The organism is Sodalis sp. RH14, assembly GCF_047324285.1.
Lineage (GTDB): Bacteria > Pseudomonadota > Gammaproteobacteria > Enterobacterales > Enterobacteriaceae > Acerihabitans.
Genome location: NZ_CP178739.1, coordinates 1,281,198 through 1,305,664, shown reverse-complemented (window position 1 = coordinate 1,305,664; position 24,467 = coordinate 1,281,198). Strand labels below are relative to the sequence as shown.

Below are 24,467 nucleotides of genomic sequence, written 5' to 3'. Positions count from 1 at the left end.
ATGAAAAACAGGCGGTTGGTGATAGTCGGCGTGGATATGGGCGCCACCCATATCCGCATCTGTTTGTTATCGCCCGATGGCCAGGTACTGGTCACGGCGAAAGAGCGCACTCTGCCGGTAGTGGAAAGCGGCCTGGCGGAAGGATTGTCGGCTTTTATCGGCCGCTTTCTCGTCCAGCGCGGCGCCGGGGTCGCCGCAGTGATGATTGGCTTTCCCGCGTCCATAGCCCGGGATAGGAAAACCATCATGTCCACGCCCAACCTGCCCTGCGCCACCCGCGAATTTGTGGATCTGGCGGCAGAACTGGAGCGGCGCCTGCAATGCCCGGTGGCCTTTGAGCGTGACGTAAACCTGCAGCTGTTTTATGACGTGAGCGAGCAGCGCCTGGGGGATAAGCTGGTGCTGGGATGTTATCTTGGCACCGGGTTCGGGTTTGCCATTTGGCTCAACGGCGCGCCTTATGTCGGCGCGCATGGCGTGGCCGGCGAACTGGGGCACATTCCCCTGGGCGATGACGGCGCGCGCTGCGGCTGCGGTAATACAGGCTGCCTGGAAACCGCCTGTTCAGGCGTGGCGCTGGCGCGATGGTATCACGGCGCGGCGCATGACTACGCGCTGTCCGATATTTTCACCTGCGCCCATGGCGATAGCTATATTACCGGCTTTATCGACACGGCGGCCAAGGCGATTGCCACCGGCGTAAACCTGTTTGATCCCGATCATATCCTGCTGGGGGGCGGCGTGATGGATATGGTGGATTTCCCCTACGATCGGCTGATTGCCAGGGCCGGCGACTTTATTCGCAAGCCGTTGCCCTATGAGGAAATCATTTTTGCCAAAGCGTCCTCGTCGGCGTTTAACGGCGCCATCGGCGCCGCCAGGCTGGGACTGCGGGTCGCGCAGGCGGCGTGCGCCGCCGGTTAGGCTACGCGTCGCACGCAGCGCCGCGGTCGATACCGCGGCGCCGGCGCGGCGTCAAACGGCGGTTTTGGTCCAGGTATCGCGCAGGCCTACGGTGCGGTTAAACACCGGTTTTTCCACGCTGAAATAGCGGCTGTCGGCGCAGAAATACCCTTCGCGTTCAAACTGGTAGGGCTTGCCCGGCAGCGCCTCAAGCGCGCTGGCCTCCACAAAGCCTTGTTTGATGACCAGCGACTCCGGGTTCAGCGTCGCGAGGAAATCATCCGCCGAGGCGGGGTTAGGGTCGCTGAACAGGCGATCGTATAAACGAAACTCGGCGGGGACGCCGTGGGTCGCCGAGACCCAATGAATCACCCCTTTAACCTTGCGCCCATCCGCCGGGTCCTTGCTCAGGGTCTCCGGATCGTAGGTGCAGTAAATGACGCTGATCTCGCCCTGCTCATCCTTGTCGATACGCTCCGCCTTGATCACATAGGCGTTGCGCAGGCGCACTTCCTTGCCCAACACCAGGCGCTTGTACTGTTTGTTGGCTTCCTCGCGAAAATCCGCCCGATCGATATAAATCTCGCGGCTAAAAGCCACCTGGCGCTCGCCCATCTCGGGTTTATTGGGATGCGTCGGCATGGTCACGGTTTCCTCGTGCCCGGCCGGCAGGTTTTCTATCACCAGTTTTACCGGATCGATCACCGCCATGGCGCGCGGCGCGGTTTCATTGAGATCTTCACGGATACAGGCTTCCAGCGCGGCGATTTCCACGTTGTTTTCCTGTTTGGTGACGCCGATGCGCCGGCAGAATTCACGAATGGACGCGGCGGTATAACCACGGCGCCGCAGGCCGGAGATGGTCGGCATGCGCGGGTCGTCCCAGCCCTCGACAATATTCTCCGCCACCAGTTGGGTCAGCTTGCGCTTGGACATAATGGCGTATTCAAGATTGAGGCGCGAAAATTCATACTGACGGGGATGACAATCGATAGTGATATTGTCCAGCACCCAGTCATATAAACGGCGGTTATCCTGGAATTCCAGGGTACACAGCGAATGGGTGATGCCTTCGAGGGCGTCGGAAATACAGTGGGTGAAGTCATACATCGGATAGATGCACCACTTCGAACCGGTCTGGTGGTGTTCGGCAAATTTAATGCGGTACAGCACCGGATCGCGCATCACCATAAACGGCGAGGCCATATCGATTTTAGCCCGCAGGCAGGCGCTGCCCTCGGGGAAACCGCCGTTGCGCATAATGGTAAACAGCGCCAGGTTGTCCTCGACCGAGCGATCGCGAAACGGACTGTTCCGGCCGGGCGTGGTGAGGTTGCCGCGGTATTCGCGAATGGCGTCGGGTGAAAGCTCATCCACATAAGCCAACCCTTTATTGATAAGCTCGATGGCATAGGCATGCAGCTGATCGAAATAATCGGAGGAGTAATGGATATTGCCGCTCCATTTAAAACCAAGCCACTGCACGTCTTCTTTGATTGAATCGACGAATTCGATATCTTCTTTCACCGGGTTGGTATCGTCGAAGCGCAGATTGCATTGGCCCTGGTAATCCTGGGCGATGCCGAAATTCAGGCAAATGGCCTTGGCATGGCCGATATGCAGATAGCCGTTAGGCTCCGGCGGAAAACGGGTATGCACCGAATGGTGCTTACCGGTTGCCAAATCTTCGTCAATTATTTGACGAATAAAATTAGTTGGGCGGGCTTCTGCCTCACTCATATTGCATTTCCTCTACGCGAACGCACGACATTCATTATGCTTATGTTCCAACAAGCCACGTCCCGACACAACCGTTAGTTGCAGAAATTCTTATGGCGCCGGGCGCGGTGCCGCGGCCGTCCTGTCGCCCTGACGGACAGGCTGGGTAACCGGGAGGCTATATTAGCATAGGCGCAACTGCGCCGGAGGGTAACCGGGAGGCTATATTAGCATAGGCGCAACTGCGCCGGAGGATAACCGGGAACAGAATCGGGGGAATAACGCCGTGTCGGGGAGAAACGGACTCCGGCGCGCGAACCGCGCCGGAGCCGGGTAACGAGGGCGGCCTTATTTGGCGGTAACATCCAGCAGCGGTGTTACCCCTGCGACCACCGCGCCGCTGGCGATAGCGGTAATGGCGCCAAACTCATCCATATTGCTTATCACCACCGGGCTTATCATCGAGCGGGCATTGGCATTGAGATAGTCCAGATCCAGCTCCAGTATCGGCTGCCCCTGGGTGACCTTGCTGCCCTCTTCCACCAGGGACGTAAAACCCTGGCCCTGCAGTCCGACGGTATCAATGCCGATATGCACAATCACTTCGGCGCCGGCGTCGGTTTCCAGGCAGAACGCGTGATGGGTGCCGAAGACCTTGACCAAGGTGCCGTTAGCCGGCGACAGCACCAGTTTCCCGGTCGGGCGGATGGCGACGCCGTCACCCACCGCTTTGCTGGCGAAGGCTTCGTCCGGCACCTGATCCAAGGGTACGATATCACCGGTTATCGGCGACGTCAGGCTAACCACCACCGGCCGCGCCACCGGCTCATGAACCACCGCGGCCGGCTGCACCGCCGCGGGTTGGGAAACGGAGCGCGACGCCGCGACCGGCCCTTCGGCCAGCACGGTACGCATGGCGCCGGCGATAATTTCGGCTCGGGTGCCGACAATCACCTGCACGCTTTCCTTATTAAGACGGATAACGCCCTGGGCGCCGAGATTTTTTGCCAGGGAATCGTTGACCAGCGACGAATCCTTCACGTTCAGCCGCAGACGAGTGATACAGGCGTCAATGCCGGTCAGGTTTTCCGAGCCGCCCACCGCGCTGATGTAACGGCGGGCCAGCGCCTGGGTTTCACCGGACCTGGTGGTGGCCATGGCCGGTTCGACGTCGACGTTATAGCCGTCGCTTTCGTCGCCGGCGACCGCCAGTTCACGCCCAGGAGTCAGCAGGTTGAAGCGTTTGATGGTAAAACGGAACACCAGGTAGTAAATAACAAAGAACACCAGTCCCTGCGGGATCAGCATATACCAATGGACCGCCAGCGGATTGCGCGAGGAAAGCACCATATCCACCAGGCCGGCGCTGAAACCAAACCCCGCCATCCAATGCATTTGCGCGGCGATGAATACCGACAGCCCGGTTAACAGGGCATGCAGGAAATACAGTACCGGCGCCACGAACATAAAGGAAAATTCCAGCGGTTCGGTGATCCCGGTAAAAAAGGCGGCAAACGCGCCGGCAATCATGATCCCGGCCACCTTGCTTTTGTTTTCCGGACGGGCGCATTGATAAATGGCCAGGGCGGCGCCCGGCAGGCCGAACATCATGATCGGGAAGAATCCGGCCTGGTAACGCCCGGTAATACCGACGATGGCGGTGCCCGCGTCAATGGACTGCTGGCCGCCGAAAAATTTGGGTATGTCGTTGATGCCGGCCACGTCGAACCAGAACACCGAGTTCAGCGCGTGGTGTAATCCCACCGGGATTAACAGCCGGTTAAAGAAGGCGTAGATACCGGCCCCCACCGAACCGAGCTGCTGGATATGCTCGCCGAACGATACCAGGGCGTTAAACACCAGCGGCCAAACGTACATCAGGATAAAGGCCACCAGGATCATGACGAAGGACACCAGGATCGGCACCAGCCGCCGTCCGCTGAAGAACGACAGCGCCTTGGTCAGCTCGACATGGCTGAAGCGGTTGTACAGCTCGGCGGAGATAATCCCCACCAGGATGCCGACAAACTGGTTATTGATTTTACCGAAGGCCGCGGGCACATCGGCCAGGGGAATATGCTGGATCATCGACACGGAAGCCGGCGCGCACAGCGTGGTGACCACCAGAAAGCCGACCAGGCCGGATAAGGCCGCCGCGCCGTCTTTGTCCTTGGACATGCCGTAGGCCACGCCGACGGCGAACAACACCGACATATTTTCTATAATCGCCGATCCGGCCTTGATAAAGAAGGCCGCCCAGGCGCTGCCGCCGCCCCAGCCCACCGGGTCGATCCAGTAACCGACGCCCATCAGGATGGCGGCGGCGGGCAACGTTGCCACCGGCACCATCAACGCGCGGCCTATTTTTTGAAGATAACTGAGTATATTCACCTTGATTCCCCTTTTGACCTTATCGATCAACCCACAATGTAGGCTGTCTAACCCTTGCCTGCGAAAAACCGCGCCTGACGAAGCTGCTCATACGCAGTGTAGAAAGTTTAATTTTCAACGCAAATTAATTACCGGTATTATGTGATTAGAATCACCTTGAACCGGTAAGATTTGTGACTTATTCTACTAAATATGTCAAACTTATTTTGCATCGCGAATAATCAGCTTATACTTTTGCAGTGCGGTCAGAGCGCCCTGGCTCCCGCTATGTAATGCCTGCGCGCTAACGTTATACTGTTAACACCGCTGCGGACACCCGTTTTTATCTATTAAAGAGGTCAGTCATGAGACTTATTCCGTTAGAAACCGCCGCCGACGTCGGCAAATGGGCCGCTCGTCATATCGTCGAGCGCATCAATGCCTTCAAACCCACCGCCGCACGCCCTTTTATTCTCGGACTGCCCACCGGCAGCACGCCGTTGGAAGCCTACAAATATCTTATTCAGATGCATAAAGCGGGCCAGGTCAGCTTCGAGCACGTGGTGACGTTTAACATGGATGAGTACGTCGGCCTGCCCGCCGCCCATCCGGAAAGCTATTACACCTTTATGCATCGCAATTTCTTCGATCACGTGAATATTCCGCGGGAAAACATCAATCTGCTCAACGGCAACGCCGATGATATCGACGCGGAATGTCGCCGCTATGAAGAAAAAATCAAGTCGTACGGCAAGATCCATCTGTTTATGGGCGGCGTCGGCAATGACGGGCATATCGCCTTTAACGAACCCGCCTCCTCCCTGGCGTCGCGCACCCGCGTCAAGACCCTGACGCTGGAAACCCGCCGGGCCAATTCCCGTTTCTTTGACAATGATATCGAGCAGGTGCCGCGTTTTGCCCTGACCGTCGGCGTCGGCACGCTGCTGGACGCCGAAGAAGTGATGATCCTGGTCATCGGCCACAACAAAGCGCTGGCGCTGCAGGCGGCGGTGGAAGGCAACGTGAATCATATGTGGACAATAAGTTGCCTGCAGCTTCATGCTAAAGCGGTGATGGTGTGCGACGAACCCTCCACCATGGAGCTGAAAGTGAAGACGGTAAAATATTTCCGCGAACTGGAAGCCGCCAGTACCCTGAGCCTGAAAAACAGCTGATTGATAACCGGGAGCGAACGATGTACGCATTTACCAACGGCCGGATCTTTACCGGTCTCCAAGTCCTTGAACATCATGCGGTAATCATCAATGACGGGGCAATCGACGCGGTCTGCCCGCTGGATTCGCTGCCGGCGGATATTGAGCGGCGCGATCTCGACGGCGCCATCCTGGCCCCGGGATTTATCGACCTGCAGCTTAACGGCTGCGGCGGCGTGCAGTTCAATGATTCCCTGGACGCCCTGACGGTGGAAACGCTGGAAATCATGCAGCGCGCCAATGTCAAATCGGGCTGCACCAGCTTTTTGCCCACCCTGATTACCAGCACCGATGCGTTTATGCGCCGCGCCGTCGAGGTGATGCGCGCATTCCTGGCGCAGCATAAGCACCAGGCATTGGGCCTGCACCTGGAAGGGCCTTACCTGAATCCGATAAAAAAAGGCACGCACGATCCGGCGCTGATGCGCAAGCCCTCGCCGGAAATGGTGGATTACCTGTGCGCCAACGCCGATGTCATCGCCCAGTTGACCCTGGCGCCGGAACAGGTCGACGCCGGGATTATCCGCCGGTTGAGCCGGGCGGGCATCATGGTGTCGGCCGGTCATTCCAACGCCACCTATGATGAGGCGAAAGCGGGTTTTGCCGCCGGCATCGGCTTCGCCACCCATCTGTTCAACGCCATGCCGCCCCTTACCGGACGCGAGCCCGGGCTTATCGGCGCAATTTACGACACGCCGTCGCTCTATTGCGGCATCATCGCCGACGGACTGCACGTCAACTACGCCAATATTCGCAACACCAAACGCATCAAGGGCGATAAACTGGTGCTGGTCACCGACGCCACCGCGCCCGCCGGCGCCGATAACCAGATTGATCGGTTCATTTTTGCCGGTAAAACAATATACTACCGGGACGGCCTGTGTCTGGATGAAAACGGCACCCTGAGCGGTTCGGCGCTGACGATGATTGAAGCGGTGCGCAACAGCGTGGAATTCGCCGGTATCGCGCTGGATGAAGCATTGCGCATGGCGACCCTTTACCCGGCCCAGGCCCTGGGCGTGGCGGCGCAGTTGGGTACCTTGCAGGCAGGCAAGGTGGCTAACCTGACGGCGTTCACCCGCGATTACCGGATAACCAGGACTATCGTTAATGGCGACGAAGTTCTCTGATGAGCGAGTAATAAACCGATGACCCCAGGCGGACACGCCCCGATAGGAAACGTTGACCTGGTCAAACAGCTCAACAGCGCTGCGGTGTACCGCCTGATCGATATGTCGGGGCCGATTTCGCGCATCCAGATTGCCGAACAAAGCCAGCTGGCGCCGGCCAGCATCACCAAAATCACCCGTCAGCTGCTGGAGCGGGGACTGATCCGCGAGGTGGACCAGCAGGCTTCCACCGGCGGCCGGCGCGCCATCTCCATCGTCGCCGAAACCCGCGCCTTCCAGGCGATTGGCGTGCGTCTCGGTCGCCATGACACCACCATCACCCTCTACGATCTGACCGGCAAATCACTGTATGAAGAATTCACCCCGCTGCCGGAAACCACGCAGCAGGCGCTGGAAGCGGCGCTGTTCAGCGCCATCGCGCGTTTCCTGGAGCAGATCCAGCGTAAATCCCGGGAGCTCATCGCCATTTCGGTGATCCTGCCGGGCCTGGTGGATCCGTATTCCGGGGTGGTGCGTTATATGCCGCATATCAGCGTGAGCGCCTGGCCGCTGGTGGAAAATTTGCAAAAACGCTTTCATCTTACCGCTTTTGTCGGCCACGATATTCGCAGTCTGGCGCTGGCGGAGCACTATTTTGGTGCAACACAGGACTGCGCGGATTCCATTTTGGTTCGTTTGCACCGCGGCACCGGCGCCGGGATCCTGGTCAACGGCCAGATTTTTCTCGGCAGCAACGGTAACGTGGGGGAAATCGGCCATATCCAGGTCGACCCGCTGGGCGAGCGCTGCCATTGCGGCAATTTCGGCTGCCTGGAAACCATCGCCGCCAACGGCGCCATTGAAAAGCGGGTGCGCCACCTGCTCGACCAGGGCTACCCCAGCAGGCTGACGCTGGATAATTGCCAGATCGGCGCCATTTGCAAAGCCGCCAATCGCGGCGATACGCTGGCCTGCGAGGTTATCGAGCAGGTGGGTCATCACCTGGGCAAAGCGGTGGCCATCGCCATTAACCTGTTCAATCCGCAAAAAGTGGTGCTGGCCGGTGAGATTACCGAAGCCCATAAGGTGTTGCTGCCGGCGGTGCAGCGCTGTATCGATAATCAGGTGCTGAACGGTTTTCGCCAAAATCTGCCGGTGGTGATTTCCGCGCTGGATCACGGCTCCGCCATCGGCGCCTTTGCGCTGGTCAAGCGCGCGATGCTTAACGGCGTATTGCTCCAGCGCCTGCTGGAAAACAGCTGATTGCCGGGTCATCGGGTTTTATGGCATTTACGATCGGTCAAATTTGCCGGTGTTTTCCCTTCTTTTATTGATGATTATTGATAATTAGCCGCTTAAAAATGAATTATCACCAGCAGCATGGCTTTTTTCATTGATTGATCTTGAATAATGGTGTCATTTTAGTGCTAAATCGATGTCAACAGCAAAGCATTAGCCCCGAGACCGGCCTAAGGAAAAGAGAATGTGTTCTATTTTTGGTGTACTGGATTTGCAATCGGATCCGAGCGAACTGCGTAAAACCGCGCTGGAAATGTCGCGCCTGATGCGTCATCGCGGTCCCGACTGGTCGGGAGTGTTTGCCAGCGACCAGGCCATCCTGGCCCATGAACGCCTGTCCATCGTCGACGTCAATACCGGCGCGCAACCCTTATATAACGCCGCGCATACCCATGTGCTGGCGGTGAATGGCGAAATTTATAACCATCAGGCGCTGCGCCAGGAGCTGGGGGACCGCTATGCGTTCCAGACCGGTTCCGACTGCGAAGTGATCCTGGCCCTGTACCAGGAAAAAGGACCGGCCTTCCTCGACGATCTGCGCGGTATGTTCGCCTTCATTTTGTATGATACCGAGAAAGACGCCTACCTGATCGGCCGCGACCATATGGGCATTATCCCGCTATATATGGGGCATGATGAAAACGGCACGCTGTATGTGGCGTCGGAAATGAAGGCGCTGGTGCCGGTATGCCTGAGCATTAAGGAATTTCCCCCGGGAAGTTATCTGTGGAGCCAGGACGGAGAAATCCGCGAATATTACACCCGCGATTGGTTCTCTTATGACAACGTGAAGGACAACACTACCGATAAAGCGGCGCTGCGCGACGCGCTGGAAGAGTCGGTCAAAAGTCATTTGATGTCGGATGTGCCTTACGGCGTGCTGTTATCCGGCGGGCTGGATTCATCGGTTATTTCCGCCATCACCAAGAAGTATGCCGCCCGGCGGGTGGAAGACGGCGCGCGCAGCGAGGCCTGGTGGCCGCAGCTGCACTCTTTTGCCGTCGGCCTGGAAGGCTCGCCCGATCTGCGCGCCGCCAAGGAAGTGGCTACCCATCTGGGTACCGTGCATCATGAAGTGCATTTCACCGTGCAGGAAGGCCTGGATGCCATCCGCGACGTGATTTACCATATCGAGACCTATGATGTCACCACCATCCGCGCCTCGACGCCGATGTACCTGATGTCGAGGAAAATTAAGGCGATGGGCATCAAGATGGTGTTGTCTGGCGAGGGAGCCGACGAGGTTTTCGGCGGTTATCTCTATTTCCATAAGGCGCCGAACGCCAAAGAGTTTCATGAAGAGCTGGTGCGCAAGCTGCAGGCGCTGCATATGTATGACTGCGCGCGCGCCAATAAGGCGATGTCCGCCTGGGGCGTGGAGGCGCGCGTGCCGTTCCTGGATAAAAACTTCCTTGACGTGGCGATGCGTATTAACCCGCAGGATAAAATGTGCGGACACGGCAAAATTGAAAAGCATGTACTGCGCGAATGTTTTGCGTCCTACCTGCCGGAAAGCATTGCCTGGCGGCAGAAAGAGCAGTTTTCCGACGGTGTGGGCTATAGCTGGATCGACACGCTGAAGGAAATGGCCGGCAAGCAGATTACCGATCAGCAATTGGCTAACGCGCATTTCCGTTTCCCGTACAATACGCCGACGTCTAAAGAGGCTTATTTTTACCGGGAAATTTTCGCGGAGCTGTTCCCGTTGCCAAGCGCGGCGGAGTGTGTGCCGGGAGGTCCGTCGGTGGCCTGTTCCTCGGCGAAGGCCATCGAATGGGATGAGTCGTTTAAAAATATGGACGATCCGTCGGGACGGGCGGTGGGTGTGCATCAGTCCGCGTACTAAAGCTATCGGCACGCTCTCCCTTTAACTTGTCTGCGTTAGGTCCGGTGTTGGCGGGCCTGGCATGCCATGAGGCACTCGGTCGGGCGGGAAAACTACGCCCGATTCGATCCCATTGGCATGCTCTCTCTCCCTTAACACGTTTGTGTTGAGTTCGGCGTTGGCGGGCCTAGCGCACCATGGGGCGCTCGGTCGGGCGGGAACACCACGACGCCCGATTCGACCCCATTGGCACGCTCTCCCTTGAACACGTCCGGGTTGAGTTCAGCGTTGGCGGGCCTGGCATGCCATGAGGCACTCGGTCGGGCGGGAAAACCACGCCCGATTCGACCCCATTGGCACGCTCTCCCTTGAACACGTCCGGGTTGAGTTCAGCGTTGGCGGACCTGGCATGCCATGAGGCACTCGGTCGGGCGGGAAAACCACGCCCGATTCGACCCCATTGGCACGCTCTCCCTTGAACTCGTCTGGGTTGAGTTCAGCGTTGGCGGACCTGGCATGCCATGAGGCACTCGGTCGGGCGGGAACACCACGCCCGATTGGACCCCATTGGCACGCTCTCCCTTGAACTCGTCCGGGTTGAGTTCGGTGTTGGCGGGCCTAGCGCACCATGGGGCGCTCGGTCGGGCGGGAAAACCACGCCCGATTCGACCCCATTGGCACGCTCTCCCTTGAACTCGTCTGGGTTGAGTTCAGCGTTGGCGGGCCTGGCATGCCATGAGGCACTCGGTCGGGCGGGAACACCACGCCCGATTCGACCCCATTGGCACGCTCTCCCTTGAACACGTCCGGGTTGAGTTCAGCGTTGGCGGGCCTGGCGCGCCATGGGTCGCGCGCCCTTTAACATGTCTGCTTTGAGCTTAGGGTTATTATCAAACTCACCGGGCCTTTACGGCCCGGTTTTTATTTGTTTGAATAGGAAAATCAGGCCTTATGCGGTTTTTATCATCAGGTTGCTCATAAGCCAGACAAACAGCATGCGCAAAGCCTGATTACCGAAAAAAGGTGTTGACTGGATTTCTGCAACTACGCATAATGCGCCCCGCAACGCCGAATGAAGGTCACGCGGAAAGATGGCTACGTAGCTCAGCTGGTTAGAGCACAGCACTCATAATGCTGGGGTCACAGGTTCGAATCCCGTCGTAGCCACCATACTTTGCGGGAGTGGCGAAATTGGTAGACGCACCAGATTTAGGTTCTGGCGCCGCAAGGTGTGCGAGTTCAAGTCTCGCCTCCCGCACCATGATTTCGGTTACGCAGCGGATGGGGTATAGCCAAGCGGTAAGGCAGCGGGTTTTGATCCCGCCACTCCCAGGTTCGAATCCTGGTACCCCAGCCATTAACCTCGCCCGGGCGAGGTTGCAAGCGGGAAAAGTTGCAAAAACGTTTGGATGATTGGGATATAGCCAAGCGGTAAGGCAGCGGGTTTTGATCCCGCCACCCCCAGGTTCGAATCCTGGTATCCCAGCCAAAAAAAAGTTGAAAAAGTTTTTAAAAAGTATTGTAAGTCCCGAATTTTTAAGTATAATTCGGCTACGTAGCTCAGCTGGTTAGAGCACAGCACTCATAATGCTGGGGTCACAGGTTCGATTCCCGTCGTAGCCACCACATTTTTGGGGTATCGCCAAGCGGTAAGGCAGCGGATTCTGATTCCGCCACCCCAGGTTCGAATCCTGGTACCCCAGCCATACAAAGACTGCGCAAGCAGCGAAAAGCGGGGCGATTGTCGAAAGACATCGCCCCGCTTTTTTTATGCGTGCCTTCTGCCCTTCCTTTCAGATCATCCTTGCAAAGGGTATCAGCCCGTCGCCGCGCGTTAGCAAAAAAATCAGGATTATCCTAATTATTTTGCAACTAAACGCGGCGCAAGTAATCCCAGATCATGGTATCGGCCATATTGTTAAGGGCACAATCACCGACGATTTCGCGCGGGAAACGGCATGTGGCCTTTCACAAAAAGATCGTTGCCCGAGCTAGTCGTTTAATTAAGCAGGTTTCAGGGAGCTGTTCTCGTCTTTGGTGGTGCGCTACATAAGGTAAATTCAAGCACGATCAAATGATAAATTGACCATTATTCATTGGGACTCAATGATGATTAACTTTAAAACAGCAAGTATTGAAGAGTTGAAAATAGAATATAAGCGCCTGGCCAAGCTGGTGGGCGATATGCCCTTCGGCACCAAAAAAGAGTTTTACCATCTTCCGGCGATCCTGGCCGACGATGAAAAACCGCTGGCGGTGGCAACGGGCCTGATGGGCGGCAATACCTGGCTGATTACCCTGACCAACTACCGGATTATTTTCCTGGATAAAGGCATGGTTTACGGTCTGAAGCAGGTTTTCGTCGATCTGGCGAGCGTGGTTTCCGTAAGCGGGCGCACCAAGATGATGACCGGCAGCATTACCCTGAGCACCACAGGTCAAAACTATACCATCGAGAATGTGATGAAAGGCGCGGTCACCCCGTTTACCAATATGGTGAATATCGCACGGGAAACGCTCAGCCAGCAGCCGCAGATGCGGCAGGCGGCGGGCACCCGTGCGCAATATGACGTGATCACCCAGTTGGAAAAACTGGCGGCGCTGAAAGAACGCGGCATTTTAAGCGATCAGGAATTCAGCGTGCAAAAAGAGAAAATCCTGGCGATGTAACGCCCACCTGCGCCGGCCGGCCCGGCGCTTAGCGGGACATGCGGGGGAAAGCGCCATCCCGGCTGATTGTCCACGCCTCTATTATCGCTTAAGCGCAGGCGCAGGCGGTGTTTTCCGTGCCGTCCGGCATGAAAAGCCCGCCGGATAAGATCGCCTAAGCGTCCTTTGGTCCGCCTGGCAGCAGCGCGCGCATCAAATGCTGACTGCGCGGCAATAAGCCTATCTTAAGGCCAAGTGGCTTAAATACCCGGTTTAATATCGACAACGACTGGCTGCCCTGGTCTCGTTCGATATCGGATAGAGTACGACGGCTGATGTTAATCTGGATTTTGGTCGTCATCCTGAAAAGTATCGATCCAGATTTCGTCGTTGGCGGAGCAACGTAATAATAGTTTTGGCGCCTCCTCACCAGCGCCAGTGGCGCCACCGCCCGCCGCGCCCATCTGTTGTGCGTATTCTAAAAAATCAGTATTCCGCTCGGCCACATCCTGTACGGTAAACCGAATTTGATTAATTTGTTTAACCGCGGGTAAATCGGTTAAGGATTCCTTAATGCGCATATTTCCCACGGGAGCAATAACGCCTGACCGCAACCGAGCGCTATCTTGTTAGGTTGACTGCAGGCCTTGATCGGTAGTTTTCCATGAGTACCGCAGGCAAATTGCTACTACAGGCATGCTCATCATCCCGTTCCATGAATTCCAGCGCATAATCAAACGCGTAACCGAGTAACGTTAAACTCGCGCGTCCTTGGTCAGGTTCGGAAAATGTGATAGACGCGGCGTCCTGCCATCTTCCTTCGACAAAAATTTCAATAGTCAATTTCATGGACACCTTCAATGAGCAATGTTTTGCTCTTTTAGCGCTAACGTTTTTAAAATGGCAATTATTTTGCTCAAAAAAATCTTAAATGAAAAAAAATGAGCAATATATTGCTCATTTTTTGCTGACAACGCCCGACGCTACCGCCAGTCAGAGACCCAGGGCATATTTCAGCGCCCGGACTTTCAGCGGGCCGGCGCGCTGAGCCAGGAACAGGCCGAGGTTGCGCGCCAGCCGGACCGGCGGCAGCCGGTTGCTGAAGGCGCTATAGAAGAGATCCATGCCGCTTTGCATCAGCAGGTTGTCGCCGTAACGGCGATGCTGATAGCGCTTTAAGATGCGCAGCTCGTCCCAGGGTTCATCATGATCGCGCGCGCCAATCACCACCGCGGCCAGCGCTTCAGCGTCGCGAAAGCCCAGGTTTACGCCCTGCCCCGCCAGCGGATTTATGGTATGCGCCGCATCGCCGATCAGCGCCAGGCCCGGCCGGACATAGTCCCTGGCATGGCTGCGCACCAGCGCAAAAGCGCCCGCGGCGTGCACCTTCACCGCGCCCAGGCGGGTGGGAAAGGCGGCCAGCACCTCGCGCTCCAGGGCCGCCGGCGGCAGGGCCTGCAGCTGGCGGATACGCGCCGCGCTGTCATACCACACCAGCGACGCCCAGTTATCGTAGAGCGGTAAAAACGCCCGGGGACCGTCGGGGGTAAATTCCTGCCAGGTGACATCCTGCTGGCCGTACGGGCATGCGACGGTTATCAGCATACACGACTGGCGATATTGCCAACCGACGGTGCCGATGCCAGCCCATTGCCGTACGTTGGACCGGGCGCCGTCGGCGCCGATCAGGAGCCGGGCGCCAACCGTTTCGCCGTTATCAAGCGTCAGGCGCCAGTTGCCGCCGTCATAACGCATTTTCGCCAGGGCGGCCGGCGCGCGCAGCGTCAGATTGCCGCAGTCGGCGCAGGCCTGCCACAGCGCCCGCTGCAGCCGGATGTTTTCCACCATAAAGCCGAGTTCCGGCAAATGCAGCGCCGCGGCGTCGAAGGTGACCTGGGACTGCGCCCATTCCCAGGTTTCCAGGCGGCGGTAGGGTACGCGGACATGGGAATCGATACGGTCCCACGCGCCCACGCGGCGCAACAACGCCGCCGACGCGCAGCTGATAGCCGAAACGCGCAAATCAGGCGGGGCATCCGGCCGGGGCTCCGCCAGCCGGGCATGGTCCAGCACCAGCACCCGTATACCGCCCTGCGCCAGCATTAACGCCGCCAGGGCGCCGACCATGCCGCCCCCCGCCACCACCGCATCATAGGCTATTTCGTTTGTGTTCATCTCGGCTATGCTTGTGTCTGTGATTAAACATTTGCTTAGTGTACCGCAATTTTTCATTATGAAAGAGGAGCGAAGGCTCAGCCCTCTGGTCACAACCACGCCAAAGGATTACAATACGCGCCCTGCATGAGCCGAAGGGCTTTTTCGCACCCTAAAATAATGCATCAAGTAATGGCAAGCCGATGACAAAAAAACTGCATATCAAAACCTGGGGCTGTCAGATGAACGAGTACGATTCATCGAAGATGGCCGACTTGCTGGATAGCACCCACGGCTACCAGTTGACGGATAACGCCGAAGAAGCGGACGTGTTGCTGCTCAACACCTGTTCCATTCGTGAAAAGGCGCAGGAGAAGGTATTCCATCAACTGGGCCGCTGGCGGGCGCTGAAAGAAGCCAATCCGGATTTGATCATCGGCGTCGGCGGCTGCGTGGCCTCCCAGGAAGGCGCGCATATCCGCGAGCGCGCCCATTATGTCGATATTATCTTCGGGCCGCAGACCCTGCACCGCTTGCCGGAAATGATCAACCACGTGCGCGGCACGCGCAGCCCGGTGGTGGATATCAGCTTCCCCGAAATCGAAAAATTCGACCGGCTGCCGGAACCGCGCGCCGAGGGCCCCACCGCGTTTGTCTCCATCATGGAAGGCTGCAACAAGTACTGCTCGTTTTGCGTGGTGCCCTATACCCGCGGCGAGGAAGTCAGCCGTCCCTGCGACGATATCCTGTTCGAGATAGCCCAACTGGCGTCCCAGGGCGTGCGCGAGGTCAACCTGCTGGGGCAGAACGTCAACGCCTACCGCGGCGCCAGCTTCGAGGGCGATATCTGCACCTTTGCCGAACTGCTGCGCCTGGTGGCGGCCATCGACGGCATCGATCGCGTGCGTTTCACCACCAGCCACCCGATTGAATTCACCGACGATATCATCGACGTCTACCGCGACACGCCGGAGCTGGTCAGCTTTGTGCATTTGCCGGTGCAAAGCGGTTCCGATCGCATCCTGACCATGATGAAACGCGCCCATACGGCGCTGGAATATAAATCCATCATCCGCAAACTGCACAAAGCGCGTCCCGGCATCCAGGTGAGTTCCGATTTTATCATCGGTTTCCCTGGGGAAACCCAGGCCGACTTCGAGCAGACCATGAAGCTTATCGCCGATGTTAATTTCGATACCAGCTACAGTTTTATCTACTCCGCGCGTCCCGGCACGCCGGCGGCGGATATGGTGGACGATGTCGGCGAAGACGAGAAAAAGCAGCGGCTGCATATACTGCAGCAACGCATCATTCAGCAGGCGATGCAGTTCAGTCGCCAGATGATGGGCACGGTCCAGCGCATCCTGGTGGAGGGCACCTCGCGCAAAAGCGTGATGGAGTTGGCCGGCCGTACTGAAAATAACCGCGTGGTGAACTTTGAAGGCACGCCGGACATGATCGGCAAGTTTGTCGATGTCGAGATCGTCGATGTCAATCCGAACTCGCTGCGCGGCGTGGTCGTGCGCACCGAAGATCAAATGGGCCTGCGCGTGAGCGAAAGCCCGGCCTCGGTGATTGCGCGCACCCGCAAAGAGAATGAACTCGGCGTCGGGACCTTCCAGCCGTGATACCCTCCCTGCCCGTTAACGGGCGGCCTCCCCCGCCGCCCGGTTCTGCCTTTTCACCCCCGGTTGCTTTTCACTTATCGTGCCCCAATATTAATTTAATGATCCGCGTCCTTGACGCTGGTGACGGTTTCCTTCATTTATGAACATGGTCAGCCATAATCTACTCCCTAACATGGCCTGAAAGGCCCAGAGGAAAAGTTTGAACGTCGACACTAAAGAAATCATGCTGGAGCCTGCGGACAATAAGCGCTTAATGAGCCTCTGCGGGCCGTTCGATGACAATATCAAACAACTTGAGCGCCGGTTGGGCATTGAAATCAATCGTCGCGACAACGTTTTCAAACTGGTCGGCAAACCGCTGTGCGTGGAAGCCGCCGCCAATATCCTGCTGACGCTGTACGTGGACACGGCTCCGGTGCGCGGTGTTGTCGCCGATATCGAGCCGGAAAAAATCCACCTGGCCATCAAAGAGAGCCGGGTGCTGGAGCAAACCGCCGAAAGCGTGCCGGACTTCGGCAAAGCGGTGCATATCCAGACCAAGCGGGGCGTTATCAAACCCCGTACGCCGAACCAGGCGCAGTATATCGCCCATATACTCGATCATGATATTACCTTTGGCGTCGGTCCGGCCGGTACGGGTAAAACCTACCTGGCGGTGGCCGCGGCGGTGGATGCGCTGGAGCGCCAGGAAATACGCCGCATCATGCTGACCCGCCCGGCGGTGGAGGCCGGTGAAAAACTCGGTTTCCTGCCCGGCGATCTCAGCCAGAAGGTCGACCCGTACCTGCGTCCGCTGTATGACGCGCTGTTCGAAATGCTGGGCTTCGAGCGGGTTGAGAAACTGATTGAACGCAACGTGATTGAAGTCGCTCCGCTGGCCTATATGCGCGGTCGTACCCTGAATGACGCCTTTATCATCCTGGATGAAAGCCAGAACACCACCATCGAGCAGATGAAGATGTTCCTGACGCGCATCGGTTTTAATTCCAAAGCGGTCATTACCGGCGATATCACCCAGATCGACCTGCCGCGCAATGCGAAATCAGGCCTGCGGCACGCCATCGAAGTGCTGGCCGACGTAAAGGAAATCAGCTTCAACTTCTTCCATAGCGAGGACGTGGTGCGCCATCCCGTGGTGGCGCGCATCGTGGTGGCGTATGAAGCCTGGGAAGCGGCCGATCAAAAGCGTAAAGACGCGTTGGGCGAACAGCGCCGGCGTGAAGCGCAGGCCGCTTACCACGGGAATATCCCGCCGGCCGCCGGCGATAACCAGGAGCCGGCCAAATGAGCGGCGTCATCCTTGATTTACAGGTCGCCTGCGCCGATCCGGCCGGTTTGCCCGATGAAGCAACCTTTATGCGCTGGCTGGAAGGCGTGCTGCCGCAGTTCCAGGACGAGGCCGAGGTCACCATCCGCCTGGTGGACGACGCGGAAAGCCACGAGCTGAACCTGACCTACCGCGGCATGGACAAGCCGACCAATGTACTGTCGTTTCCCTTTGAAGCCCCGCCACAGGTGGAGCTTCCCCTGCTCGGCGACCTGATCATCTGCCGCCAGGTGGTGGAACGGGAAGCCGGCGAACAGGACGTGCCGCTGGAGGCGCACTGGGCGCATATGGTTGTCCACGGCTGTCTGCATCTGCTAGGGTATGATCATATCCAGGATGAGGAAGCCGAGGAAATGGAGGCGTTGGAGGCCGACATCATGCAGGCGTTAGGTTATCCCGATCCCTATCTGAACGAAAAAGACGACTGATAAACGACGCCGGCCCCGGAGCGGGGCCGGTTTATACGATCCATTTATCCACTACGAGTGAAATTAACTAAACGCCATGAGCGACGACCATTCGCAAAGCAACGACAGCCCCAGTCCCAAAAAGGGCTTTTTTACCCTTATCCTTAATCAGCTGTTTCACGGCGAGCCAAAAAATCGCAATGATTTACTGGAGCTTATCCGTGATTCCGAACAAAACGAGCTGATTGATCCCGATACCCGCGATATGCTCGAAGGCGTTATGGATATCGCCGAGCAGCGCGTACGCGATATCATGATCCCGCGTTCCCAAATCGTGACCCTGAAAAACAACCAGTCGCTGGAAGAGTGCCTGGATGTGATCATTGAATCCGCGCATTCCCGTTTCCCGGTGATAAGCGAAGACAAGGATCACATCGAGGGGATCCTGATGGCCAAGGATCTGCTGCCGTTTATGCTCAGCGATTCGCAGCCGTTCAGTATGGATAAAGTGTTGCGCCCCGCCGTGGTGGTGCCGGAAAGTAAACGCGTCGATCGCATGCTGAAGGAGTTCCGGTCCCAGCGCTACCATATGGCCATTGTGATTGACGAGTTCGGCGGCGTTTCCGGCCTGGTCACCATTGAAGACATCCTGGAGCTGATCGTCGGCGAAATCGAGGATGAATATGATGACGAGGAAGACCGGGATATCCGCCAGCTTAACCGCCATACCTTCACCATCCGCGCGCTGACGCCGATTGAGGATTTTAACGAAACCTTCGGCACCCACTTCAGCGACGAAGAAGTGGACACCATCGGCGGACTGGTGATGCAAGCCTTCGGCCATCTGCCGGCCCGTGGTGAAACCATTGAAATAGATGGTTATATTTTTAAGGTCGCCATGGCCGACAGTCGGCGTATCATCCAGGTTCATGTTAAAATCCCCGACGACTCACCCCAACCGATAATGGAAGAATAAACCTTACATGGCGAGCGCATTGCGACTTGAGCGCCAGTGGGTACGTGCGTTGCTGGCGTTATTGACCGGCGCCTGCGGTACCCTGGCGTTTTCACCTTATGACTTTTGGCCGGCGGCGTTAGTCTCGCTGGCCGGGTTGCTGGCGGTGACCCTTAACCGCACGGTGCGGCAGTCCGCCTGGCTCGGTTTTTTCTGGGGCTTTGGGCTGTTCGGCACCGGCATGCGCTGGATTTATGTCAGTATCGACCAGTTCGGCGGGCTGCCCGTCCCGGTGAATATCGGCCTGGTGGCCCTGCTGGCGGCGTACCTGGCGCTGTATCCGATGCTGTTTAGCGGCGTGCTGGCGCGCATCTGGCCGCGCACCTCGCTGTGGCGGCTGGCGGTTGGCGCCCCGGTGCTGTGGCAGGTGACGGAATTCCTGCGCGGCTGGGTGATGACCGGCCTGCCGTGGCTGCAGTTCGGCTATACGCAAATCGACGGTCCCCTGAAGGGGCTGGCGCCGCTGTTCGGCGTCGAGTCCATGACCTTTTTCCTGATGGCCGCGAGCGGCCTGGCGGTGGCCGCCGTGGCGCTGCGCGCCCCCCTGGCCGGCATTTGCGCGCTGGCGGTGCTGTTGCTGCCCTGGCCGCTGCGCGGACTGCACTGGTATGCCCCGCAGGATGCCAGGACGGTGACTGTGGCCATGGTGCAAGGTAACATTGCCCAATCGCTGAAATGGGAACCCGACCAGGTACGGCCGACGCTTGACGTGTACCTAAGCCATACCCGTCCGTTCCTGGGCAAGGCGCAGATGGTGATTTGGCCGGAATCGGCCATACCGGATGACGAAACCGCCCAGGGGCCGTTCCTGACCGAGTTGGATGCGCTGTTGCGTGAAGAGCGGACCAGCCTGGTCACCGGCATTATCGACACCCGCAGGACAGCGTCGGGCTATAATTATTTTAACAGTATCCTGGTACTGGGGGAGCAAACGCCTTACCGCTACCCCAGCCCGAATCGTTATGCCAAGCATCATCTGGTGCCGTTCGGTGAATTTGTGCCGCTGGAAACCCTGCTGCGTCCCCTGGCGCCGCTGTTCAATCTGCCGATGTCGTCATTCAGCCGCGGCAATTATATCCAGCCGCAGCTGAGCGTTGCCGGCATGAAGCTGACTGCGGCCATTTGTTATGAAATCGTGCTCGGCTCGCAGGTGCGGGATAACTTCCGGCCGGATACCGATTTCCTGCTGACCATTTCCAATGACGCGTGGTTCGGTCATTCCATCGGCCCCTGGCAGCATTTCCAGATGGCGCGCATGCGCGCGCTGGAACTGGGGCGGCCATTGTTGCGCAGTACCAATAACGGTATTACCGCGGTGATCGGCGCCGATGGCGCCATCGAAGCGATGCTGCCGCAGTTTACCCGCGACGTGTTAAGCACGCGCGTAACGCCGACAACCGGACTGACGCCTTATGCACGCTTTGGCGACTGGCCGTTGTGGGTGCTGACGCTGCTGCTGGGGTTTGCCGCCGTGGTCTTTGGCCGCCGGGCGCGTTAGTAGCCATGATTTAGGTCGCCATGGTGGGAGTTTCGCTGGCGCTTGCGGGGAAGCGTATGTTGCCATGGTGAGAGTTTCGCCGGCGCTTGCGGGGAGGCTTATGTTGCCATGGTGAGAGTTTCGCTGGCGCTTGCGGGGAGGCTTATGTTGCCGCGGTGAGAGTTTCGCTGGCGCTTGCGGGGAGGCTTATGTTGCCGCGGTGCGGGTTTCGCTTGCCGTGCGTTAGGTGTTCATATGTCTTGCCGGGTGCCGGCAAGCGACAATGAGGCCGTACCGCGACGGCCTCCTTGACCTCCGCGCGCCCGGCAGGTCGCGCGTCGCTGCGCGATACCTTCCGCCGCCTGTGCCCCCGTTATGCACCGGCCCGTTATGCGCTCCCGGCGCAAACGGGCCTTTCGCCGCTCCCGGCGGCTCATGCCGGGGGCACAGGCGCCGTCAGCGCGCTTTATGCCGGTCAACATGTCGCTGTTCGTACTGCATGTTATGAAGCGATAGCGGCGCTGTTGCTTAGGATGGGACTGGCGTCGGCTTAGGATCGACCGTGATGGGATGCAACAGGTATGGGATGCAGCTGGCACGACGAAAAGTTGGACATGCGGTCATGCGGTCATGCGGTCATGCAATAAGGCGTTCATCATTCATGCAACTTAAACCTTACGCTTTAAGTTTTAACAGTACGCATTACGCTTTCAGCCATCAGCCATCAGCCATCAGCCATCAGCCGTTATACTGCAGACTTCAGCCCAAAATAAATACTGCTATTTTTCCCGGTAATCACATACCGCGATGAACCCCAAAACGCTACATTGCTCACAGGCGATGGTGTTGACGTTGTGCCGGCATAGAGTGCGCCGGCAGCGCGCATCTTGGCTGGATGAGCCGCCGGGAGCGGCGAAAGCTAAGGGCCGCGCCGGGAGCGCGTCCCGTGCGGTCCCAAAGCCGGGATGGGCGATGCCGGGGACCGCGCAGCGGCGCACGATCTGCCGGACGCGCGGAGGTCAAGGAGGCCGTCGCGGTACGGCCTCTTTGTCGCTTGCCGGCACCCGGCAAGACATATGAACACCTAACGCACGGCAAGCGAAACCCGCACCGTGGCAACATACGCCCAGCGAAACCATCACCACGGCAACATCAGCCTCCCCGAAACCAAGCAAAGCCCCACCACGGCTGGCTGCTTCATATTTAAATTCAGGAGCAAAGGTTCATCTTTCTCTGTTATGGCGTGCTACATTCGCGGCAGCCCTATATCAAAAATGTGGCCCGCGCCCTCTTTAGCGCGTCTGCCTTGGGTCCGGCGCCGCAGCCCTAATGCGCGTGCTAATTATTGTTAATCAAACTCATTGCTGTTATCGTGCCACTTGTAACATCCTCGTGACATATTGACCAAAGAGCCTCTGAATGAATCCCGATTCCCGTTATCTGCTAACCGATCCCGCCCAGCTGCGCGAGCATTATGCCCAACCCAACAAAGCGGTGGTGCAAAAACAGATCGATCATCTTGATGCCTACGCCCGCCGGCTGATTGCCCTGTCGCCGTTCATGATCCTCGGCACGCAGGGCGCACGCGGCATTGACTGCTCGCCGAAAGGAGGCGAACCAGGGTTTGTCCAGGTAGAGGATGATAAAACGCTGCTGCTGCCGGATCGTTCCGGCAACAATCGCCTCGATGGCCTTAGCAATATCCTGCACAATCCCTTTGTCGGCATGCTGTTTCTCATCCCCGGCTGGCTGGAGGGATTCCGGGTCAACGGCCGCGCGCGGATTTCCGTCGACCCGGCGCTTTGCCTGCGTTTTGCCCACAACGGCCAGCCGGCGAAAAGCGTGATTATTATCAGGGTGGAAGAGGTCTTTATTCACTGCGGTCGGGCAATCAGCTTCGCCGGACTGTGGGACAACGCGAAACATGTCGACCCCGCTCTGCTGCCCGGCGCGCTGGAAATCTTTAAAGCCCATGTCGCCCTGTCGGCCGCCGGCGCGCAGCCGGCCTGATTCCGCCGCTGCTCCGTTCGGGGGCAAATAATTTGTCTGGCATGGATTTTGCTGTATAACGTTGCGAATGTCGTTAAAAACTGTTTTTTTATGAGTGATTTTTGCCATCCGTGCGCTGCAATGGTGCGCTTATCGCACTTAGATTGTGCAATGAGGCGTCATGCGCCACGCTTTGGTGCGTCTGAACTCACAAAACGAAAACTTTTTCATTTCAAAACATTTACATTCGGCTATTTTTTAACGGTAATCCGTTTTGATTTTACGCTTTAGGCTGGTTCCAAAGCTTAACGTGATACTCATGATTGCGGCGCGCTTACCCCTTGAGCGCCGTAGTGACAGCAAAGGAGTTGGAAAATGCAAATGCGCAAATTGGCTTTATCATTACTGGTACTGGGCATGGCCGGCAGTATGGCCCATGCGGAAGACCTGACGGGCACCCTGAAGAAAATCAAAGATAACGGCGTGATCGTGGTGGGCCATCGGGAATCGTCCGTTCCTTTTTCCTATTACGACAACCAGCAAAAAGTGGTGGGTTACTCCCAGGCTTATTCCGATGCCATCGTGGACGCGATTAAAAAGAAAATTGACGCACCTTCCCTGCAGGTGAAGTACCTGCCTATTTCCTCGCAAAACCGTATTCCGTTGCTGCAAAACGGTACCTACGATTTCGAATGCGGTTCAACCACCAATAACCTGGAACGTCAAAAGCAGGTGGATTTCTCCAATACCCTGTTTGTGATCGGCACCCGTATCGCGGTGAAAAAGGGCAGCGCCATTAAAGACTTCCCCGACCTCGCCGGCAAGACCGTGGTGGTCACCGCGGGCACCACGTCCGAAATGCTGCTCAACAAGCTGAACGACGAAAAACAAATGAAGATGCGCATCATTTCCACCAAGGATCACGGCGATTCGTTCCGTACCCTGGAAACGGGGCGCGCGGAAGCCTTTATGCTGGATGACGCCCTGCTGGCGGGCGAACGCGCCAAGTCCAAGAACCCGGATCAATGGGATATCGTCGGTACCCCGCAGTCCAAAGAAGCCTATGGCTGCATGATGCGCAAAGACGACCCGCAGTTTAAAAAGCTGGTGGACGACACTATTGTTTCCATCCAGACCTCCGGCCAAGCGGCAAAATGGTATGACACCTGGTTTAAACAGCCGATTCCGCCGAAAAACCTGAATATGAATTTCGATATGTCCGATGACGTCAAAGCGCTGTTCAAAGCCCCTAACGATAAAGCCGTAAACTAATAACGACAATAAGGGCGGGTGACTCCCCGCCCTCTCGATTGCAGGAGGCCAGGACAGACAGACGCAGCGCGGTCGTTCCCCGCGCTGCGGATATCAAGGTCTTCGTCAAT

General features: G+C 57.5%; 18 protein-coding genes and 6 tRNA genes. 19 read left to right on the top strand and 5 right to left on the bottom strand.

The window, feature by feature from the left end:
- Window positions 1-924 (top strand): allose kinase, encoded by a 924-nt coding sequence (gene alsK, locus ACL2XQ_RS05790; RefSeq protein ID WP_413730758.1) that lies wholly within the window; start codon window positions 1-3, stop codon window positions 922-924.
- Window positions 925-975: 51 nt separating this feature from the next.
- Here alsK and glnS read toward each other — a convergent pair whose 3' ends face one another.
- Together glnS and nagE are read right to left on the bottom strand one after the other, a co-directional pair.
- On the bottom strand, window positions 976-2,643 hold the full coding sequence (glnS, locus tag ACL2XQ_RS05785; protein WP_410016074.1) for a glutamine--tRNA ligase: 1,668 nt from the start codon (window positions 2,641-2,643) through the stop codon (window positions 976-978).
- A 327-nt stretch (window positions 2,644-2,970) separates the two neighbouring features.
- The gene (gene nagE / locus ACL2XQ_RS05780) at window positions 2,971-5,013 is read right to left on the bottom strand and encodes an N-acetylglucosamine-specific PTS transporter subunit IIBC (RefSeq protein WP_413730759.1); all 2,043 of its coding nucleotides are present in this window, start codon (window positions 5,011-5,013) and stop codon (window positions 2,971-2,973) included.
- Window positions 5,014-5,357: 344 nt separating this feature from the next.
- Between nagE and nagB the strand changes: the two genes are divergently transcribed.
- The 11 genes from nagB (at window position 5,358) to ACL2XQ_RS05725 (ending at window position 13,109) form a co-directional block, all read left to right on the top strand.
- The gene (gene nagB / locus ACL2XQ_RS05775) at window positions 5,358-6,167 is read left to right on the top strand and encodes a glucosamine-6-phosphate deaminase (protein ID WP_413722299.1); all 810 of its coding nucleotides are present in this window, start codon (window positions 5,358-5,360) and stop codon (window positions 6,165-6,167) included.
- Window positions 6,168-6,187: 20 nt separating this feature from the next.
- Window positions 6,188-7,336 carry an N-acetylglucosamine-6-phosphate deacetylase gene (gene nagA / locus ACL2XQ_RS05770; protein ID WP_413740129.1) on the top strand — a complete coding sequence of 383 codons (1,149 nt, stop codon included), beginning with the start codon at window positions 6,188-6,190 and terminating at the stop codon, window positions 7,334-7,336.
- Between the two features lie 18 nt (window positions 7,337-7,354).
- On the top strand, window positions 7,355-8,578 hold the full coding sequence (gene nagC, locus ACL2XQ_RS05765; RefSeq protein ID WP_410016078.1) for a DNA-binding transcriptional regulator NagC: 1,224 nt from the start codon (window positions 7,355-7,357) through the stop codon (window positions 8,576-8,578).
- A 220-nt stretch (window positions 8,579-8,798) separates the two neighbouring features.
- Entirely contained in the window at window positions 8,799-10,460 is a 1,662-nt protein-coding gene (gene asnB, locus ACL2XQ_RS05760; protein WP_410016079.1) for an asparagine synthase B, read from the top strand.
- Between the two features lie 1,072 nt (window positions 10,461-11,532).
- A tRNA-Met gene (locus tag ACL2XQ_RS05755) sits at window positions 11,533-11,609 on the top strand.
- A 6-nt stretch (window positions 11,610-11,615) separates the two neighbouring features.
- A tRNA-Leu gene (locus ACL2XQ_RS05750) sits at window positions 11,616-11,700 on the top strand.
- A gap of 21 nt (window positions 11,701-11,721) precedes the next feature.
- Window positions 11,722-11,796, top strand: a tRNA-Gln gene (locus tag ACL2XQ_RS05745).
- Between the two features lie 57 nt (window positions 11,797-11,853).
- Window positions 11,854-11,928, top strand: a tRNA-Gln gene (locus ACL2XQ_RS05740).
- 60 nt (window positions 11,929-11,988) lie between these two features.
- Window positions 11,989-12,065 (top strand) — tRNA-Met (locus tag ACL2XQ_RS05735).
- Between the two features lie 6 nt (window positions 12,066-12,071).
- Window positions 12,072-12,145: transfer RNA gene (locus ACL2XQ_RS05730), tRNA-Gln, on the top strand.
- A gap of 400 nt (window positions 12,146-12,545) precedes the next feature.
- Window positions 12,546-13,109 (top strand): PH domain-containing protein, encoded by a 564-nt coding sequence (locus ACL2XQ_RS05725; protein WP_410016080.1) that lies wholly within the window; start codon window positions 12,546-12,548, stop codon window positions 13,107-13,109.
- A gap of 317 nt (window positions 13,110-13,426) precedes the next feature.
- Here ACL2XQ_RS05725 and ACL2XQ_RS05720 read toward each other — a convergent pair whose 3' ends face one another.
- The 3 genes from ACL2XQ_RS05720 to ubiF all read right to left on the bottom strand — a co-directional run bounded on the left by ACL2XQ_RS05720 (window position 13,427) and on the right by ubiF (window position 15,263).
- Complete coding sequence (locus ACL2XQ_RS05720) at window positions 13,427-13,669, bottom strand: hypothetical protein (protein WP_413740128.1); 243 nt, start codon at window positions 13,667-13,669, stop codon at window positions 13,427-13,429.
- 40 nt (window positions 13,670-13,709) lie between these two features.
- Window positions 13,710-13,937 carry a hypothetical protein gene (locus tag ACL2XQ_RS05715; protein ID WP_413740127.1) on the bottom strand — a complete coding sequence of 76 codons (228 nt, stop codon included), beginning with the start codon at window positions 13,935-13,937 and terminating at the stop codon, window positions 13,710-13,712.
- A 144-nt stretch (window positions 13,938-14,081) separates the two neighbouring features.
- The gene (ubiF, locus tag ACL2XQ_RS05710; protein WP_410016083.1) at window positions 14,082-15,263 is read right to left on the bottom strand and encodes a 3-demethoxyubiquinol 3-hydroxylase; all 1,182 of its coding nucleotides are present in this window, start codon (window positions 15,261-15,263) and stop codon (window positions 14,082-14,084) included.
- A gap of 182 nt (window positions 15,264-15,445) precedes the next feature.
- Here ubiF and miaB point away from each other — a divergent pair, with 182 nt between their 5' ends.
- The 7 genes from miaB (at window position 15,446) to ACL2XQ_RS05675 (ending at window position 24,357) form a co-directional block, all read left to right on the top strand.
- On the top strand, window positions 15,446-16,870 hold the full coding sequence (gene miaB, locus ACL2XQ_RS05705; RefSeq protein ID WP_410016084.1) for a tRNA (N6-isopentenyl adenosine(37)-C2)-methylthiotransferase MiaB: 1,425 nt from the start codon (window positions 15,446-15,448) through the stop codon (window positions 16,868-16,870).
- A gap of 199 nt (window positions 16,871-17,069) precedes the next feature.
- Window positions 17,070-18,158: a PhoH family protein gene (locus ACL2XQ_RS05700; RefSeq protein WP_413722295.1), complete on the top strand. Its 1,089-nt coding sequence runs from the start codon at window positions 17,070-17,072 to the stop codon at window positions 18,156-18,158.
- Window positions 18,155-18,625, top strand: a complete 471-nt coding sequence (ybeY, locus tag ACL2XQ_RS05695; protein WP_410016086.1) for an rRNA maturation RNase YbeY — start codon at window positions 18,155-18,157, stop codon at window positions 18,623-18,625. Before ACL2XQ_RS05700 ends, ybeY begins: the two co-directional genes overlap by 4 nt.
- 76 nt (window positions 18,626-18,701) lie before the next feature.
- Window positions 18,702-19,580 (top strand): CNNM family magnesium/cobalt transport protein CorC, encoded by an 879-nt coding sequence (gene corC / locus ACL2XQ_RS05690; protein ID WP_410016087.1) that lies wholly within the window; start codon window positions 18,702-18,704, stop codon window positions 19,578-19,580.
- Between the two features lie 7 nt (window positions 19,581-19,587).
- A complete protein-coding gene (gene lnt / locus ACL2XQ_RS05685; protein ID WP_413740126.1) occupies window positions 19,588-21,117 on the top strand; it encodes an apolipoprotein N-acyltransferase in 1,530 nt (509 codons plus the stop codon).
- Between the two features lie 1,398 nt (window positions 21,118-22,515).
- Entirely contained in the window at window positions 22,516-23,106 is a 591-nt protein-coding gene (locus ACL2XQ_RS05680; RefSeq protein ID WP_410016089.1) for an MSMEG_1061 family FMN-dependent PPOX-type flavoprotein, read from the top strand.
- A gap of 354 nt (window positions 23,107-23,460) precedes the next feature.
- Window positions 23,461-24,357: an amino acid ABC transporter substrate-binding protein gene (locus tag ACL2XQ_RS05675; protein WP_410016090.1), complete on the top strand. Its 897-nt coding sequence runs from the start codon at window positions 23,461-23,463 to the stop codon at window positions 24,355-24,357.
- Window positions 24,358-24,467: the final 110 nt, after the last annotated feature.

Excerpts from the sequence above, each read along its gene's own strand:
- nagB (WP_413722299.1), top strand. The coding sequence starts at position 5,358 with ATGAGACTTATTCCGTTAGAAACCGCCGCCGACGTCGGCAAATGGGCC.
- ACL2XQ_RS05725 (WP_410016080.1), top strand. The coding sequence starts at position 12,546 with ATGATGATTAACTTTAAAACAGCAAGTATTGAAGAGTTGAAAATAGAA.
- ACL2XQ_RS05720 (WP_413740128.1), bottom strand. The coding sequence starts at position 13,669 with ATGCGCATTAAGGAATCCTTAACCGATTTACCCGCGGTTAAACAAATT.
- miaB (WP_410016084.1), top strand. The coding sequence starts at position 15,446 with ATGACAAAAAAACTGCATATCAAAACCTGGGGCTGTCAGATGAACGAG.
- nagA (WP_413740129.1), top strand. The coding sequence starts at position 6,188 with ATGTACGCATTTACCAACGGCCGGATCTTTACCGGTCTCCAAGTCCTT.
- corC (WP_410016087.1), top strand. The coding sequence starts at position 18,702 with ATGAGCGACGACCATTCGCAAAGCAACGACAGCCCCAGTCCCAAAAAG.
- ACL2XQ_RS05715 (WP_413740127.1), bottom strand. The coding sequence starts at position 13,937 with ATGAAATTGACTATTGAAATTTTTGTCGAAGGAAGATGGCAGGACGCC.
- ACL2XQ_RS05675 (WP_410016090.1), top strand. The coding sequence starts at position 23,461 with ATGCAAATGCGCAAATTGGCTTTATCATTACTGGTACTGGGCATGGCC.
- lnt (WP_413740126.1), top strand. The coding sequence starts at position 19,588 with ATGGCGAGCGCATTGCGACTTGAGCGCCAGTGGGTACGTGCGTTGCTG.
- ubiF (WP_410016083.1), bottom strand. The coding sequence starts at position 15,263 with ATGAACACAAACGAAATAGCCTATGATGCGGTGGTGGCGGGGGGCGGC.
- nagC (WP_410016078.1), top strand. The coding sequence starts at position 7,355 with ATGACCCCAGGCGGACACGCCCCGATAGGAAACGTTGACCTGGTCAAA.
- glnS (WP_410016074.1), bottom strand. The coding sequence starts at position 2,643 with ATGAGTGAGGCAGAAGCCCGCCCAACTAATTTTATTCGTCAAATAATT.
- ybeY (WP_410016086.1), top strand. The coding sequence starts at position 18,155 with ATGAGCGGCGTCATCCTTGATTTACAGGTCGCCTGCGCCGATCCGGCC.
- alsK (WP_413730758.1), top strand. The coding sequence starts at position 1 with ATGAAAAACAGGCGGTTGGTGATAGTCGGCGTGGATATGGGCGCCACC.
- asnB (WP_410016079.1), top strand. The coding sequence starts at position 8,799 with ATGTGTTCTATTTTTGGTGTACTGGATTTGCAATCGGATCCGAGCGAA.
- ACL2XQ_RS05680 (WP_410016089.1), top strand. The coding sequence starts at position 22,516 with ATGAATCCCGATTCCCGTTATCTGCTAACCGATCCCGCCCAGCTGCGC.